The 16,112-nt window shown below is 55.6% G+C and carries 13 protein-coding genes and 1 tRNA gene; 8 read left to right on the forward strand and 6 right to left on the reverse strand.

Going from position 1 to position 16,112, the window contains the following annotated elements:
• Nucleotides 1-668: 668 nt before the first annotated feature.
• A tRNA-Val gene (locus GKA01_RS10180) sits at nt 669-743 on the reverse strand.
• Nucleotides 744-818: 75 nt separating this feature from the next.
• Between GKA01_RS10180 and GKA01_RS10185 the strand changes: the two genes are divergently transcribed.
• Nucleotides 819-1,679 carry an N-formylglutamate amidohydrolase gene (locus tag GKA01_RS10185; RefSeq protein WP_146862424.1) on the forward strand — a complete coding sequence of 287 codons (861 nt, stop codon included), beginning with the start codon at nt 819-821 and terminating at the stop codon, nt 1,677-1,679.
• 34 nt (nt 1,680-1,713) lie between these two features.
• On the opposite strand, the gene GKA01_RS10190 is transcribed toward GKA01_RS10185, so the two are convergent.
• The 5 genes from GKA01_RS10190 to GKA01_RS10205 form a co-directional block, all read right to left on the reverse strand.
• On the reverse strand, nt 1,714-2,868 hold the full coding sequence (locus GKA01_RS10190) for a hypothetical protein (protein WP_146862427.1): 1,155 nt from the start codon (nt 2,866-2,868) through the stop codon (nt 1,714-1,716).
• A gap of 750 nt (nt 2,869-3,618) precedes the next feature.
• A complete protein-coding gene (locus GKA01_RS13710) occupies nt 3,619-3,756 on the reverse strand; it encodes a hypothetical protein (protein WP_208653409.1) in 138 nt (45 codons plus the stop codon).
• Nucleotides 3,757-3,801: 45 nt separating this feature from the next.
• Entirely contained in the window at nt 3,802-4,023 is a 222-nt protein-coding gene (locus tag GKA01_RS10195; RefSeq protein ID WP_146862430.1) for an MFS transporter, read from the reverse strand.
• Nucleotides 4,024-4,410: 387 nt separating this feature from the next.
• Nucleotides 4,411-5,754, reverse strand: coding sequence for a GntT/GntP/DsdX family permease (locus GKA01_RS10200; protein WP_146862433.1), 1,344 nt, complete (start codon nt 5,752-5,754; stop codon nt 4,411-4,413).
• A gap of 135 nt (nt 5,755-5,889) precedes the next feature.
• Nucleotides 5,890-6,660: an SDR family oxidoreductase gene (locus tag GKA01_RS10205; protein ID WP_146862436.1), complete on the reverse strand. Its 771-nt coding sequence runs from the start codon at nt 6,658-6,660 to the stop codon at nt 5,890-5,892.
• A 285-nt stretch (nt 6,661-6,945) separates the two neighbouring features.
• Between GKA01_RS10205 and GKA01_RS10210 the strand changes: the two genes are divergently transcribed.
• The 7 genes from GKA01_RS10210 to GKA01_RS10240 all read left to right on the forward strand — a co-directional run bounded on the left by GKA01_RS10210 (nt 6,946) and on the right by GKA01_RS10240 (nt 16,108).
• Nucleotides 6,946-8,592, forward strand: a complete 1,647-nt coding sequence (locus GKA01_RS10210) for an FGGY-family carbohydrate kinase (protein ID WP_146862439.1) — start codon at nt 6,946-6,948, stop codon at nt 8,590-8,592.
• A gap of 93 nt (nt 8,593-8,685) precedes the next feature.
• Nucleotides 8,686-10,014, forward strand: a complete 1,329-nt coding sequence (locus GKA01_RS10215) for an ABC transporter substrate-binding protein (protein ID WP_146862442.1) — start codon at nt 8,686-8,688, stop codon at nt 10,012-10,014.
• 25 nt (nt 10,015-10,039) lie between these two features.
• The gene (locus tag GKA01_RS10220; RefSeq protein WP_146862445.1) at nt 10,040-10,963 is read left to right on the forward strand and encodes a carbohydrate ABC transporter permease; all 924 of its coding nucleotides are present in this window, start codon (nt 10,040-10,042) and stop codon (nt 10,961-10,963) included.
• 2 nt (nt 10,964-10,965) lie between these two features.
• Entirely contained in the window at nt 10,966-11,793 is an 828-nt protein-coding gene (locus tag GKA01_RS10225; RefSeq protein WP_146862449.1) for a carbohydrate ABC transporter permease, read from the forward strand.
• A gap of 53 nt (nt 11,794-11,846) precedes the next feature.
• Nucleotides 11,847-12,950 carry an ABC transporter ATP-binding protein gene (locus GKA01_RS10230; protein ID WP_146862452.1) on the forward strand — a complete coding sequence of 368 codons (1,104 nt, stop codon included), beginning with the start codon at nt 11,847-11,849 and terminating at the stop codon, nt 12,948-12,950.
• Between the two features lie 17 nt (nt 12,951-12,967).
• The gene (locus tag GKA01_RS10235) at nt 12,968-13,741 is read left to right on the forward strand and encodes an SDR family NAD(P)-dependent oxidoreductase (RefSeq protein ID WP_146862455.1); all 774 of its coding nucleotides are present in this window, start codon (nt 12,968-12,970) and stop codon (nt 13,739-13,741) included.
• 180 nt (nt 13,742-13,921) lie between these two features.
• Nucleotides 13,922-16,108 carry a TonB-dependent siderophore receptor gene (locus GKA01_RS10240; RefSeq protein ID WP_146862458.1) on the forward strand — a complete coding sequence of 729 codons (2,187 nt, stop codon included), beginning with the start codon at nt 13,922-13,924 and terminating at the stop codon, nt 16,106-16,108.
• Nucleotides 16,109-16,112 lie beyond the last annotated feature (4 nt).

Raw genomic sequence — 16,112 nt, forward strand, 5'->3', positions numbered from 1 at the left:
GGAAAGAGAACATGTCGGGCCGCGTCAACGGTTTTATGCGAACGATTTTGGGAAGTCTTTTGTTTGCAATGGGATGGGCTCGAAGCAGGTGCTGCTCGACCGCTGTGCGGTGTTTGCGGTTTGCACATCTACGAAGAAATACGGCGAACGATGACGCCCCCTGTCGCTTGCCCTCACGGGCTGCACCAGCGTGCGCTATGTACTTTTGACGTACTCGTCCACGGACCAGCGGGCGCTTGCCAGGGAGATCGCAGCCCATCCCCAACCACAGACTATCCGCTGGATCGGCAACTACATCGGCATGCGGGATCAGGTGCGGGCGTGTTTGACGTTAACGAAACACCGTTTTCATAACACCAAGCCCGTTAGTGTTAAAAACAGATCGAAAAACTGAAGTGAGTTGTAGGGTTTCCACCTGCGGCGAGGTGTGCCAGCCGTTTCCGGCCCATCCACTCGATCCCAGCAATGATTTTGTATCTATAATCCTAGTGCAGGCGCACAGGTCGATACTAAGGGAAATGCGAGTCGGGAGATGGCGAATGACTGCACGGATTTTATCGGTGCAGTTCGATTCTTATCGACACATAACGGGAGCAAGAAAAATACAAACCACCCCAAGTCATCCATAATAAATGTCAGATTTTAAGGGATCTTCTTACCGGACCGAGTGGTGGGCGCAACAGGGATTGAACCTGTGACCCCTACCATGTCAAGGTAGTGCTCTACCGCTGAGCTATGCGCCCCCCGGTCCGGTGAGTGGGTTTCTATCTCTGTCTCTCCAACCTTGCAACCCCCGACAGAGACAAATAAGAAAAAATATGAAATTTTCTTTGCCTTACCGTGGGTTACATCTCGAAAACCCGCGAAAAACAGCTGTTCCAGTGCTGCTTTCCTCTCCTCATTCAGGTCGAGTTTATCCTGAAGATTTCCTTGAAACATCCTGTCTGCCATTCCGCGATCTTCAGCAGAGTGAAGACCGTTTTGTGGATCGACTGTTGGAAGACACTCCCGACCTTGGAATGACGCTTCTTTGTGCGGAATTCCCCCGAGTATGGTGCGACGTTAATCGGGACTGGAGGGAGGTGGATGCGCACATGTTCAGCCCTCCCCCTCCGGCTGATGAGATTATCTCTACTGCGAAAGTGAGTGCCGGCTTCGGGGTCATTCCTCGTTCTGTCTCTCTGGGACGCCAGATTTACGATCGTCCTCTCGATCTTCACGAGAAGGAGATACGACTGGCCCGTGCATGGCTCCCTTATCACGAGTCTCTCTCTGCGATTTTGAAGGAAATGCATGCACGTTTCGGTTATGCGGTCCTCTTGGAAATTCATTCCATGCCTCCGCTACCTTATGCAAGATCGCCCGAGATTGTTTTGGGTGACGTACATGGAAAGAGCTGTCATCCCGATATAACGACACTGGTTGAGGATCTGTTTGAAGAAAGGAAATATACCGTCCGCCGGAATATTCCTTATTCTGGCGGATATATTACCCAGTCTTATGGTCATCCGCAGAATAATATCCATGCTCTACAAATCGAAATTTGCCGATCACTCTATCTCAACACATCTACACTTAAAGAAAATTCCGGATTTTCTAAAACCAGAAAAAATATCACAGAAATTCTGAAAGATTTTTTATCCCGGGCTGAGATGGGCCTGCTGAGCGCCCTTGGATAAAGCAGTTCTGAGCGGGCTGCACTCTTTCGAGCATTCAGCGACAGGGGGTTTCGCTTCTATACAACTGACCTGCTGAACTGAGGCAGGCATAAGCATTCCCTGCCCCCTTCAGAGAATTGGAACTGATATTTCCGTCAAATGTCGTTTTAGGTGCGCGGACACTCAAAGTTCTGCCGTCATTGCTTGTCGAGAGTCGTGGACGCTGTGCGGGTGACATCCCCGGAGAAGATAATTCTATCGCCGTGGCATCATCTTGCTGGCTGATTGAATTTGAGACCACCAATGCGCCGTCCTGCGCCCTTCCAAGCGCCACATATCCAGCCGGTGAGTGAATGGATATCACTTCTTCTCCTGGCCCGCTAAGAATGAATCCCGGATGATTAAGAAGCACCTGCCCGTTTCCCTGAAGGATTTTCAGCGCATCAGGATCTTTGCTGTTTCCAAGCGTAATCCCCGATGGGCTGCGGTTATAAGGATTGAAAATCTGTAGCGTCGCGTCGTTTGCCGAGGCGACGATCTGAACATTGGCCGACGGTCCGGAAAAAGTCAGATGGGTCTGGGTCAGAAAAGAACTTTTAGGTGTTAGGTAGATGTTAAGCGGGGTGTTGATCCCATTTAAATTTCCACCCTGAATATTCACTTTCGTAGACGACTGATAGGCCATGTCCTGTAGTCTGGAGACGCTGTTATCCAGAATGGTATTAATATCCGAAAGCGACCGTTCCGATGATGGTGCGCCTGAAAAGGCTCGCTGGTCAGGCTGATCCGCAGTTCTGAGGGGAGAATAAAGACGCTCGGCTCTGATGACAGCCTCTTCCGATGAGCCTCCAGACATGCGCGGCACGGCAATACCTGCCGGGGAAACCGGCAGCGTCGAAAGATACAAGGCGACCTGATTGGTCGAGTCAGGGGAGTTGTCTCCGTTGACCGTGTTGACCGAACTAATCTGTGTTCCGCAATAGTCTTCAGCCGCATATTCTGTTGGCGGTGGAGCTTTTGACAGAAGATAGGTCACGAAAGCCCGGGTATTCTGTAAATAGTCATGATCAAATGTACAGCCCCCCTTCCCTAGAACGAAGGGGGATACAAGAAGGGTTACCCGCAGGTGATGCCGGATACCCCATGCGATTTCGTTGGCATAATTGTCCAGCGCTGCGGCCGACTGACTCATGGCAAGCGTGGACGGCATATCGATCGCAACCGCACCTGTATAAAGAGCCAGTTTTCTATACGGAGCGTAAAAAGCATCCTGATCCCATACCCGATCCGGTCTGGCGGGGTCTGGCCGCATGAAAGGTGCGATATTTCTGGGACCACCGGGATAAGCGACAACTGCCGCAAGTTTTTTCTCAAGATCTGCCTCGTTAGCGTCCGTCATAATCGCGCCGTCCCCGCCCTCTTCTTTTGGAAGGTTCATGGTTGCGAGCCCCGGAATACGCCCACCATAGTTTCTGGCTGCGGATGGGTCTGGCTGGCAGCACCCAAGCTCCGCAATTCCAGCTCCTCCGCCAGTCAGAAAGCGAGTCCCTCGTTTGCCCCAGACGGCCTGAAGCGCTGCTTTCTGGGCTTGGGAAGTCACCACCGGGTTAACGGAATCCCCATGGAGATAGAGCGTTATATTCCCCGCCGCGAGAGACTTCTGTACATCCTCCGTGGCCTCCGCGAGATGGAATGCTGACCCCATAAAAACAGTGAAACGCCTGCTTTCCACATTGAGCGGTTCTGAGGCAGAAGCCTGCAAGGTCTGAACGGTTTCCGCCTTCAACGGTATCGAGATCGCGGCCCCAAATGCGACCGTGAGAACGAGGGTGAGGCTGAACGCATGATTCACTTTTTTCTCCGGTCTGCTGACGTCTCGACCTTTCCCGCAAGACGATGTGACGTCAACATTCCAACCAAATCATGCGCGAAGACGAGACAGCCCTCCCCACGAAACGCATTACAACGGCACGGTCGCAGCCGCGTCGGTCTGCGGACAGTTCTCAGGCGACAGCTCCTTACGCACCTGACCCGGCGTTGATTTTATAAGTTTCAGAACCGACTGCGCCTCACCCTTCCGTTCGGTAACGATCATCATTTCGTTCTAACATCCCAGACGCTCACGGCGACTGGGATGCGCCATTTACGAAACAAACATCGGAGCCAGTGCGGACGCACCGCCCACAGCAGACACCAGAAGCGCTCTCATGACGACCATGACAGAGACTGAGGGTGCCGTGGCCGTACCGAGCGCACCAGCCACAAAAAACAACCGCGCAACCAAACTGCCACGCGTGCTGTAACGATCGGCGAGATGAACACAGACCAGTGACCCGCTTGTGACGCCGACGTCGCAGGCCCTCACTGAAAGGGGTTAAGAGCAAGTCTTCCTTGTGCAGGCAGTTTCACATGAACGGTAAAGCTCCGGAAATAACGCCGGTATCGTAGCCAAATGCCAGAGCCCCTGTGGTCACAACCATAACGATCTTGATCACGAATTTCTGTTGAAGAGTAAATTTTGCCATTCGCAACCCAACAGCTTACGCGTCACACTCCTTCATACAGTTATAAGCATTAGTAGCCGCAGCAAAAGCCACGACCGAAGCATAGATAACGTATATGAGAGATGAAATCTTCCATTCTTTAGAAAAGCAATCTTCTGGCGTCTAGGTTTTCGGGTTATTCGCGCAATTTTCTGATATTTATTCGAATTTCCGAAACAATATTTATGACCATTCCTTTAGAAAAACAGTCAGTGGATGAAGATTGAAGCCAGCAGACAGAACACAAGACCAAACACCGCGATCAGTGTTTCTAGTACAGACCAGGTTCTGAGGGTCTGCGGTACCGTAAGACCGAGATATTCCTTCATCTGCCAGAAACCGGCGTCATTCATCGGCCCGAAAGCGACAGAACCCGCACCCGTTACCAGCACCATAAGTTCAGGCGATACACCGCTCGAGCGCGCTAGTATGGGGGCGACGATCCCGGACGCTGTGGCCATCGCGACAGTGGAAGAACCGCATGCGACGCGAACGATAGCCGCCAGCATCCATGCGAGCACCAGAAGCGGCATGTGAACTCCGAGTGCAGCATCGGTGATGGCCTTGGAGACGCCGCTATCGACCAGAACGCGACCAAAACCGCCCCCAGCTCCGACAAGAAGCATGATCAGCGCCGTCGGTCCGAGACATTCATTCGTAAAGCGGAGGATCGTCTCACGTGAAAAACCACGCGCCTGTCCCAGAACGTAGAAGGACAGCACAGTTGCCAGCAGAAGCGCGATGTCCGTATTGCCTATGAAATGCAGGAACGTTCCTAAAAAAGTATGAGGCGCAATAAACCCCTCGGACAGCGACCCTATCAGCATCAGGAAAACGGGGGAAAGAATAGTCAGTACCGTGACGCCGAACCCAGGCAGACTTGACGGAGGCTCACTGTTCACGAACTGCTCGGCCAGTGGGTTAACTCCGATGGGGATCACTCTTGATGCAGCGAACCGTCCGAAAAGCGGGCCGGCAATAATCGCGATTGGAGCCCCGATCAGCACCCCGAGCAGGATCGTCATGCCAATATTGGCATGATAAGCGCCCAGAGCCAGCAGGGCCGCCGGATGCGGCGGAATGAGAGCATGTGTAATAGAAAGCGCCGCTCCCATCGGAAGTGCGACACGCAACAAAGGAGTATCGGTACGTTCAGCAAGTACGAAAGCAAGCGGAATCAGCAGCACGAACCCGACTTCAAAAAAAACCGGGAGGCCAATGAGCAGCCCGATCAGCATCATAGCCCAATCAACCCGCCGGCGACCTGAGAGCTGCGAAATGGTGAGAGCAATTCGGTCTGCACCGCCTGACTCAGCCAACATTTTTCCAAGCATGGTTCCCAGGGCAATGACCGTCCCGACATGCCCCAGAACATGGCCTGCCCCCGCCTCAAAGGAGCCGACCACTTTGTCCGCAGGCATGCCCGCGACGAGAGCGAGTGCGATTGATACGGAAAAGAGGACGATAAACGGATTGATCCTCAGCCGAGCGATGAGAATGACGACCGCAGCAATGGCGGCAGTCGCAATCGATATGGCAAAAATGGAACTCATCCGATGACCACTTTCTCGATAAGTGTCTGACAAAAACCCAGCAGATTATTGAAAACGCTTCTGCCACAAACCCGACAATGCCGCTTCCCCATTATGGAATTTTGTCCACAGAAGCGTTTTCTGCCAGCATGTGAGCTACAGCGAGATACTGATCCCACCATCGACCATGAGCATATGACCATTGATAAAGCTCGAAGCCGGTGAAGACAGGAACACTGCTGCCCCCACCAATTCATCCACCTGCCCCCAGCGGCCCGCAGGTGTTCGTTTGCTCAGCCACTCGCTGAAACCTTCGTCCGCTACCAGTCGCTCTGTCATTTCCGTCGCAAAATATCCTGGGGCGAGCCCGTTGATCTGAAGACCATGCCGTCCCCAGTCTGTTGCCATGCCTCGCGTCAGGTTCCTTACTGCGCCCTTTGTGGCAGTGTAGGGAGCGATGCCCGGCCGAGCCAGTTCGCTCTGGACGGAACAGATATTGACGATCTTGCCCCGTGCACGTGGAATCATGTGCCTGGCAACAGCCTGACCAACGAAAAAAACTGCGTTGAGATTTGTCGAGATAAGGTCGTCCCAGTCCTTGCGGCTGAAATCCTCCAGCGGTGCGCGCCGCTGTATCCCGGCGTTATTGATCAGAATATCGATCGGTCCCATCTCTTTCTCGATTCTTCCGACGCCTTCCTCCACAGCATTCTGATCGGTGACGTCAAACGCAGCGACACTGACGGGAGGAAGACCCGGATCAAAACCCGCTCTCGCGACCTTCAGAGCCTCTTCGTTGCGACCGTTGAGCACCACTTCCGCGCCATATCGGGCAAGGCCTTTGGCAAGAGTAAGGCCGATCCCGCGCGAAGCCCCGGTTAGGAGAGCCCTATGTCCAGCAAGTGAAAAAAGATCTGGACCCGTCATATCTGCACCCCCTGGCGACTATCATTGAGCTTTCCTAACAGCCTGGGGTTCTCAGCGAGAGATAACTCTGCGTGTTTTTCAAAGAAAACCTCACCCGAGCCGTTTCTGATCAGCGACTAAAATTTCTCACATAAGTCTGGACAGGTCCAGTGTTATAGTTAACACTATTGACGATAGATTTGGTTTAGCGGATGTGATATCTGGTGCGAAGAAGCGCTCTGAAACATCTTTGAGGCCGGTGCGTTCGTCATCCCGGTCTCTGGTCTGGCTTTGTCTGGGTGGGTTATGGATCTGGTTCTGGGAATTGACGTAGGAACAGGAAGTGCCCGAGCGGGAGTGTTCACGCTCGATGGCCGGAAAATGGCTTCCGCCGTGAAAGCGACCCGAACATGGACCCCGCGGGCTGATTACGCCCAGCAGTCTTCAGAAGACATCTGGTCGGCGGTCTGCCATGCCACGCGCACCGCGCTGGAAGCTCTCACAGCCCCCTATACCATCGTGGGAATTGGTTTTGATGCGACATGCTCGCTGGTCGTGCTTGACGCGGACGGGCATGGCGTCTCCGTGGACCCTCAGGGCGCGCCGGAACAGGATATCATCCTGTGGGCTGATCATCGTGCCATTACAGAGGCGCGTGAGATCAACAGCGGCAACCATGAGGTTCTGCGATATGTCGGTGGAACGATCTCCCCTGAAATGGAAACTCCGAAGCTCCTTTGGCTGAAGCGTCACCTTCCTGAAGCCTATGCAAAAGCGGCACATTTCTTTGATCTGCCCGATTATCTGACATGGCGCGCCACAGGGTCTTTCTCCCGCTCTGCCTGTTCTACGGCCTGTAAGTGGACCTATCTCGCCCACGAAGAGCGTTGGGACGGAGAATATTTTAGCGCTGTGGGCCTGGAAGATCTGAAGAACGACAATTTCAGTCGCATCGGAAATGATATCCGCCCGCTTGGCGGCATTCTCGATGTCGGATTGAGCGCTAAAGCGGCAGCAGATATGGGACTGGACGCTGGAATTCCTGTTGGTGTTTCTGCCATCGACGCCCATGCCGGAGGGATCGGCCTTTTGGGCCTCGATACGGAAGGTTCTCTATCCGATACCCAGCTTGAGCGCTCAATTGCCCTGATCTGCGGCACGTCAAGTTGCCATATGGCAGCCTCGAAAAACGCCCGTTTCGTAAAAGGCGTCTGGGGGCCGTACTGGAATGCCATGCTGCCAGAAATGTGGCTAAACGAAGCAGGCCAGTCTGCAACAGGGGCCCTGATCGATTTCGTGATTGCGAGCCATACGGCGGCCTCCAACCTCAAGGAGGAAGCCCTTCAGTCTGAAACGAGCATTTACGCCCTTCTCAATGCCCGGCTCGAGGTACTGGAGCGTGAGCAGCTTCCCGGCACGATCACGGCTGAACTGCACGTCCTGCCGGACTTTCATGGAAACCGTTCACCGCATGCCGATCCAGATCTGACTGGCATGATCAGCGGCCTGACGCTGTCTGATACCGTCGATGACCTCGCCCGCCTCTACCTTGCGACATTACAGGGCCTTGCCTACGGGACAAGGGATATCGTCGATGCCCTCAACGCGGAGGGCTATAGCATCGATACAATTCTGGCGACTGGCGGCAGCACGAAAAACCCGGTTTTTCTGCGCGAACACGCCAACGCGACCGGTTGTCGCATCCTTCTCCCCGCCGAACCGGATTCCGTTCTACTTGGCGCGGCCATTCTCGGCGCGGTCGCGGGAGGCGTTCATGCCGATCTGCGGCAGGCCATGGCAGGAATGAGCCATGCCGGAGAGGAGATTTTTCCTGACCCGCAAGTCGCTTCCTATCACGCCGCCAAGCGCAGCATCACGCATGACATGCACAACGCCCAGATCATCTGGCGTCAGCAGATGCGTGATGTTCTCGAAAAGGCGAAGGCGCCCTGAGAGCAGATTTTCTGCGATCCGTTTCCCCTGCCCTTTCCCTCTCCGGCTACCACAATGCCCGACGCCGCAGCGTTTTCCAGAGGTTTGATGCCCATGTCCCGTCTGAAAACACCCCGTACTGCCTTGTATGCCCTGACCATGCTGCTGTCAGGCTCCGCCCTCTCCAGCGCCAGTGGCGCCGGAACCCTGACGATCGCTACCGTCAACAACGGTGACATGATCGTGATGCGTCAGCTTTCCAGGGAATTCGAAAAAGCTCATCCGGATATTCATCTGAACTGGGTGACCCTTGAGGAAAATGTCCTGCGTCAGCGCGTGACGACCGATATCGCCATGAAAACCGGGCAGTTCGATGTCGTGACCATCGGCAACTACGAAGTGCCGATCTGGGCGAAGCAGAACTGGCTGGCCGAGATCAAACCGGACGCCGCTTATGACACGAGCGATATTCTGCCCACCGTCCGTGACAGCCTGACGGTGGATGGCAAGCTTTATGCCCTGCCATTCTACGCCGAGAGCGTCATGACCTATTATCGGAAGGATCTGTTTCAGAAAGCCGGGCTAACGATGCCGGAAGCCCCGACTTACGAACAGATTCGCCAGTTTGCCGACAAGATCAGTGACAAAACCAATCAGGTCTATGGGATCTGTCTTCGCGGCAAACCCGGCTGGGGCGAGAACATGGCTTATGTCTCATCGCTTGCAAACACGTTCGGCGCACAGTGGTTCGACATGTCCTGGAAACCCACCATGACATCCGATGCCTGGAAATCTGCGCTGAACTGGTATGTTTCCGCGATGAAGGCAGATGGTCCTCCCGGCGCGACGTCGAATGGATTCAATGAAAATCTCGCACTTTTTGCCAGTGGTCATTGCGGGATCTGGATTGATTCCACCGTCGCTGGCGGCCTGCTGTTCGACCCCAAGCAGTCGCAGGTTGCGGACAAGGTCGGCTTCGCGTCGGCTCCCAAAGGCCCTTACGGCAAAGGTCCGACCTGGCTGTGGAGCTGGAGCCTCGCGGTCCCTGTCAGTTCACATCAGAGCGCGGATGCCCAGACCTTCATCACATGGGCAACGTCAAAGGACTACGTGAAACTTGTCGCCGCGCAGAAAGGTTGGGTTGCGGCACCTCCGGGAACCCGCGCGTCCACCTATGCAGCTCCTGAGTACCTCAAGGCGGCTCCGTTTGCCTCATTTGTCCTGAACGCCATCAAGACGGCAGATCCAAACGGCCCTACAGCGCAGCCGCGCCCATATACGGGAGCGCAGTTCGTCGCCATTCCCGAATTTCAGGCTATTGGAACACAGGTAGGGCAGACCGTCGCCGCCACGCTTTCAGATCAGATGACGGTCGATCAGGCCCTGGCTTCCGCACAGTCCTCGATCACCCGGGCTCTCCGCCAGTCCGGCCGTGCGCGATAATAGTGTTAGAATAAGGCAGGAAACCATGCAGGCCGTTCTCCAGCACAGTCCGTCTTCGGAAGTTTCCTCCGAACGTCGGAAAAATGCGAGTGCGAAAAGGACAGGTTTCCTGCTCCTTTCCCCGTCCGTTCTTCTTCTTCTGGTCTGGTCAATCGTGCCGCTCGTCATGACGCTGTGGTACTCGGTACAGAACTACAACCTCGTCGATCCGACGCTGCATGGTTTCGCGGGGATCGACAACTACTGGTATCTTCTTACCGATCCCGACTTCCTGCATTCTCTCCTCAACACGTTCGTGCTGGTAGCCGGCGTTCTGGCCATCAGCGTGGGCGGGGGAACGCTGCTGGCGGTTCTGTACGATCAGGATTTCTTCGGTCGCGGCATCGCCCGCATCATGGTCATTTCGCCGTTCTTCATCATGCCCACAGTCTCGGCACTGCTGTGGAAAAACCTGATGCTGCATCCTATCTACGGCGTCTATTCCGCCATGATGCGAGCTGTGGGACTAACACCGATCGACTGGCTGGCGCGGTTTCCTCTTCTGACGGTCATGATGATCGTCGCCTGGGAGTGGCTGCCTTTCGCGGTTCTGATTCTGCTTACGGCCGTCCAGTCCCTCGATGGAGAACAGCGTGAGGCCGCCCGGATGGATGGCGCGGACCCGATTGCCCGCTTCCGTTACATTATTCTTCCGCATCTTAGTCGAGCCATCAGCGTCGTGGTGATGATCGAGACGATCTATCTGCTCACGGTATTCGCCGAAATTTCAGTCACCACGGCAGGTGGCCCGGGGGTGGCCTCCACCAATCTGGCCTATCTGATCTATTCCCGCGCCCTGTTGCAGTTCGACGTCGGCGGCGCGTCGGCTGGCGGCGTCATCGCCATCATCATCGCCAATATTGTCGCAATTTTTCTGGTGCGTGCCGTCGCCCGCAATCTGGAGGCCTGAAGATGGCGGTCAAGACAAAAACGAGTACCCGCATCGGCGTCACCATCCTCGGATGGGGCATTGCGGTCTGGCTCTTCTTTCCGATCTTCTGGATGTTCCTTACGAGCTTCAAGAACGAAATCCAGGCGATTTCCACGCCGCCAAAACTGTTCTTCATGCCGACGCTCAGCAGCTATGCCGAGGTCTTCGAACGCGCGAGTTACTGGCACTTCACCCTCAATACTGTAATCGTGTCGGTCGGTGCGACAGCGATCGCAATCGCTCTGGCCGTCCCTGCCGCTTACTCCATGGCGTTTCTGCCTTCGAGCCGGACCCGCAGCACCCTGCTGTGGATGCTGTCCACACGCATGCTGCCGCCAGTGGGCGTGCTGGTTCCCATCTATCTGCTGGCCCGTAATACCCATCTGCTTGATACCTGCACGGGTCTTGCAATCGTGGATATGCTCACGAACCTGCCGATCATCGTCTGGATGCTTTACACATTCTTCCGTGAAGTTCCGGCTCCCATTCTTGAGGCAGGGAGAATGGACGGTGCAAGCCGCTGGCAGGAAATGACAATGGTGCTTCTGCCGCTGGCCCTTCCCGGCATTGCGTCCACCGCGCTCCTGTCGCTCATCCTGTGCTGGAACGAGGCATTCTGGTCCCTGAACCTGACCTCGTCACATGCCGCTCCCCTGACAGCCTTCATCGCATCCTTTTCCTCGCCAGAAGGGCTGTTCTTCGGCAAGCTCTCTGCCGCGTCCACGCTGGCCGTGGCCCCGATCCTTGTTTTCGGCTGGATCAGCCAGAAGCAGCTTGTCCGAGGCCTGACGTTCGGAGCGGTTAAATGACGCGGATCTCGACTTACTCCACTTCACATTCCTGCATGATCGGGGCCTGACCAATGGCGACTGTCGAACTCAAGAATCTTCGCAAGACCTATCTGACGGAAGAAATTATCAAGGGGATCTCCCTCTCCATTGAAGACCGCGAATTCGTGGTTTTCGTCGGTCCGTCAGGATGCGGAAAATCGACACTGCTGCGTATGATCGCGGGCCTGGAAGACATTACATCAGGTGACCTCCTGATTGATGGGCAGCGCGTGAATGATGTTGAACCTGGCAAGCGCGGACTTGCGATGGTTTTTCAGTCCTACGCGCTGTACCCGCACATGGATGTCTACAAGAACATGGAGTTCGGCCTGAAACTGGCGGGAATGCCCGAAGCTGAACGCCGTGAGAAAATCGAACACGTTGCCCGGACGCTTCAGCTCGAACCCTACCTGCATCACAAGCCAGGGCAGCTTTCCGGCGGGCAACGACAGCGCGTCGCCATTGGGCGCGCCATCGTCCGCAACCCCAAGGTCTTCCTTTTTGACGAGCCTCTGTCCAACCTCGATGCGGCCCTGCGCGGACAGATGCGCGTCGAACTCTCGGCCCTGCACCGCAAGCTCGGCGCAACCACGATCTATGTGACGCATGATCAGGTCGAAGCCATGACCATGGCCGACAAGATTGTCGTCCTGCAGAAAGGCGTGGTTGAGCAGATCGGCTCGCCTCTCGAACTCTATCATCATCCCCGCAACCTCTTCGTGGCCCGCTTCATTGGCTCCCCTCCGATGAACTTCTTCCCCGCCATTTTCCAGGGTGGGGATACCACGGGGTCTGCGGTTCAGCTCCGGGATGGTTCAACCCTTTACGTACCCGTGACGTCTCCCGGCCTCCTGCCCGGCACGAAAGTTACGGTCGGCATCCGGCCGGAGCATGTCGAGCTTGCTGCTTCCGGACCGAACAGCGGTGTCGTGGAAGTGATTGAACGTCTTGGCGCCATCACGCTTGTGCATGTCCGCATGCCCGACGGTCAGATCATCGTCGTCCAGATGGACGGCGCAGTTCTGACGGATGTGGACACGCGCGTCAGCCTGACGCTCCCACCGGGGAACTGTCACCTTTTCGCTCCTGACGGAGTGGCTTTCGAAGCCTGTCACCGTCACCCTCTTGCCGCCTGATTTCGGGAATTACACTCATGTATATGGAAAAACTCCGCCTCGATAACCGCGTCGCCGTTGTGACCGGAGGGGCCCAGAATATTGGTCTCGCATGCGTGACGGCGCTGGCTGAAGCCGGTGCCCGCGTCGTTATCGCTGACCTTGATGACGCCATGGCCGCAAAGGCCGTGGAGGACCTGCGTGCCGAAGGCCATGACGTGAGCAGTGTCTCCATAGATGTGACAAAAACGGAGAGCGTGCAGACTGCCATGCGCTCCGTCCATGAGCAGGAAGGACGGCTGGATATTCTCGTTGCATGCGCCGGGATCTGTATTTCCGAAGTCAAAGCCGAAGACATGACCGACGGACAATGGCTCAAGCAGGTCGATATCAACCTGAACGGGATGTTCCGGTCCTGTCAGGCAGCGGGGCGGATCATGCTTGAGCAGAAGAAAGGCGTCATCGTTGCGATCGGCTCAATGTCCGGCCTCATCGTCAACCGACCGCAGCAGCAGGCCGCCTATAACGCTTCGAAAGCAGGCGTTCACCAGTATATCCGCTCTCTCGCAGCCGAATGGGCACCACACGGCATCCGAGCAAACGCCGTGGCGCCGACCTATATTGAAACTACTCTCACCCGCTTCGGGATGGAAAAACCGGAACTCTACGATGCCTGGATTGCAGGGACGCCCATGGGACGTGTGGGGCAGCCTGACGAAGTTGCATCCGTCGTGCAGTTCCTTGCTTCCGACGCCGCGAGCCTCATGACAGGCGCGATCGTCAGCGTGGATGCCGGCTTTACGGTCTGGTAATTTCCAGCCTTCCGGACGCTTTCATTGCGTCCGGAAGCATTCCCAGAAATACCGTAACAACCTGCCTTCAAGACGAAGTATTTCAATTTCCTGATCTTTCCGCTCGCTACTTGCAACTGACTCGCAATAGCGATACCTGCCTCTGATCATGCGCCAGCACGAACAGCACTGAGGTCGGGTATGCACCGCAACAGGATTTTTTACGCGATCCCCCTCTCCCTCGTCATGAGTGGAGAAGTTTTCGCAGCCGACCAGCTTTCTTCGCCGCAGCAGTCAAAAGCCGGACCGCCTAAGGCGGCCGCGACAGACACCCAGGCCCGGACCGAGGAAAAGCTCGAAGTCCACGCCCGGCGTCTGTCCACGCTTGCCTCCTCGGCTACCAAGTCGGATACGCCGCTGATTGAGACGGCCCAATCGGTCACCGTCATTACCCGCAATGAGATGGACATCCGTAACGTCCTGAATCTCAATCAGGCTGTGCGTTATACCGCAGGCATCACGCCCGACCTCCGTGGTGGTGGTGTCGGAACGCGTTACGATCAGTTTGCATTGCGTGGCTTTTCCGCTCCAACTTTTCTGGACGGATTGAAACTTCAGGGCAGCCCCACGGGATATGCTGTTGCACAGACCGATACGTCCCGTCTTGAACGCGTTGAGGTTCTCAAAGGCCCGGCTTCCGCGCTTTACGGCCAGTCCAGCCCCGGTGGCCTTGTAGCGCTGTCCAGCAAGATCGCTACGGATCAGCGCTCCTATGGAAGCGTCAACGCGACCGGTGGCATGTTCGATCTGTATCGTGTGGATGCAGATGTTGGTGGGTTTGTGACGGATAACGGCTTCGTGCGTTACCGCGTCAATGGCACGATCAACGGCCAGCACAGCCAGCTTGCCCGTACGGGCAGCCGCCGCTTTTCCATCAGCCCGTCCTTCACATTCGGCGGCGACGGTCCCACGACACTCACCATTCTTGGCAACTACCAGTACGATCCGGAGAACGGCACCTATGGTGGCGTCCCGCTCGTGGGATCCCTCAAGCGGGCGCCTTTCGGCTTCCTGCCCCGCAATTTCTACGATGGCGATTCATCATTCGAAAAATATAACCGTCGCCACGGCTCCATCACTTATATTTTCAATCATCGTTTCAATCAGGACTGGAGCTTCAGTACACGCGGTCGCTACGACGATATCAAGACCCAGTACCGCAGCGTTTACGACGGCGGATATTATATCTCCGACGATACACTGGCTCGTTCGGCTATCGCCACCAATGAACACACGCATAACCTGACATTTGACAGTCAGTTCAAAGGTAAGGTCCGGACCGGCCCTCTGCAGCATTCGATGATGTTTGGTTTCGATTACATGCAACAGAGTGCGTCAGAAGTTGGCTTTTTTGGCTCAGCACCATCAATGAATGTCTTTCATCCCAATTACAGGATGGCCATCCCTACGCCCTCTCCCTGGGTGAATTATGATACGGATTCACACCAGGCCGGTATTTATGGACAGGACGAAATTCACTGGCGCCGCCTGATCCTGACGGGCAGCATTCGCAACGACTGGTATCGTTCCCACCAGACCGACAATCTGTATCACAGCACCACAAACCAGAGCCCCAGCCAGATCACATGGCGTGCCTCGGGTCTGTATCACTTCGATTTCGGCCTCGCGCCATATATCAGCTATTCGACGTCTTTCCAGCCTCAGTCAGGCAGTGTTTCGACCGATGGCGGGAAGACCGTCCGTCAGGCGAGGCCGTCCGTTGGCAAACAGCTTGAAGGGGGCCTCAAATACCAGCTTCCGGGAACGTCGCTTCTCCTGACAGCAGCAGGCTTCCACATCGAGCAGACGAACGTCCTCGTGGGTATCGGCAATACGGGTTACAACGCCGAAAGCGGGCTGGTTCACTCGGATGGTTTCGAATTCGAGGCCCACGCCGAACCTTTCCACAACCTTGTCCTGACCGCCGCCGTAAGCATCCAGAAGGTGCATGACGATTCCACCGGAAAGCCGCTTATCCAGTCTGGCAAAGGCAATGCGTCCCTTTTCGCATTCTATACGATGCCGTCCGGCCCGGCCAAAGGTCTCGGGTTTGGGGGTGGAATGCGTTATTCCAACAAGTCCTATGGTGGCGAGGCCTCTTATGGCAGCGTCTGGGTTCCGCAATATGCCGTCTTCGATGCCTCCGTACGTTATGACCTGTCCAACCTTTCCCGCAGCCTGCACGGCTGGAATGTCGGGGCCAGTGTCCGCAATCTCTTCGATAAGAATTTCATCGCAAACTGCCTGAGCTATGCCTCTTACGGTCAGGAATTCTGCTATTACGGAGAGCGCCGCAACGCTCAGGCCAATATCGGCTTCAACTGGTAAGGCA

It is taken from the genome of Gluconobacter kanchanaburiensis NBRC 103587 (assembly GCF_007988905.1).
Classification (GTDB): domain Bacteria; phylum Pseudomonadota; class Alphaproteobacteria; order Acetobacterales; family Acetobacteraceae; genus Gluconobacter; species Gluconobacter kanchanaburiensis.

Coding starts and splice junctions, on each gene's coding strand:
- GKA01_RS10185 (WP_146862424.1), top strand. CDS start 819: ATGAAATTTTCTTTGCCTTACCGTGGGTTACATCTCGAAAACCCGCGA.
- GKA01_RS10190 (WP_146862427.1), bottom strand. CDS start 2,868: ATGCCGTCCACGCTTGCCATGAGTCAGTCGGCCGCAGCGCTGGACAAT.
- GKA01_RS13710 (WP_208653409.1), bottom strand. CDS start 3,756: ATGATGATCGTTACCGAACGGAAGGGTGAGGCGCAGTCGGTTCTGAAA.
- GKA01_RS10200 (WP_146862433.1), bottom strand. CDS start 5,754: ATGAGTTCCATTTTTGCCATATCGATTGCGACTGCCGCCATTGCTGCG.
- GKA01_RS10205 (WP_146862436.1), bottom strand. CDS start 6,660: ATGACGGGTCCAGATCTTTTTTCACTTGCTGGACATAGGGCTCTCCTA.
- GKA01_RS10210 (WP_146862439.1), top strand. CDS start 6,946: ATGGATCTGGTTCTGGGAATTGACGTAGGAACAGGAAGTGCCCGAGCG.
- GKA01_RS10215 (WP_146862442.1), top strand. CDS start 8,686: ATGTCCCGTCTGAAAACACCCCGTACTGCCTTGTATGCCCTGACCATG.
- GKA01_RS10220 (WP_146862445.1), top strand. CDS start 10,040: ATGCAGGCCGTTCTCCAGCACAGTCCGTCTTCGGAAGTTTCCTCCGAA.
- GKA01_RS10225 (WP_146862449.1), top strand. CDS start 10,966: ATGGCGGTCAAGACAAAAACGAGTACCCGCATCGGCGTCACCATCCTC.
- GKA01_RS10230 (WP_146862452.1), top strand. CDS start 11,847: ATGGCGACTGTCGAACTCAAGAATCTTCGCAAGACCTATCTGACGGAA.
- GKA01_RS10235 (WP_146862455.1), top strand. CDS start 12,968: ATGTATATGGAAAAACTCCGCCTCGATAACCGCGTCGCCGTTGTGACC.
- GKA01_RS10240 (WP_146862458.1), top strand. CDS start 13,922: ATGCACCGCAACAGGATTTTTTACGCGATCCCCCTCTCCCTCGTCATG.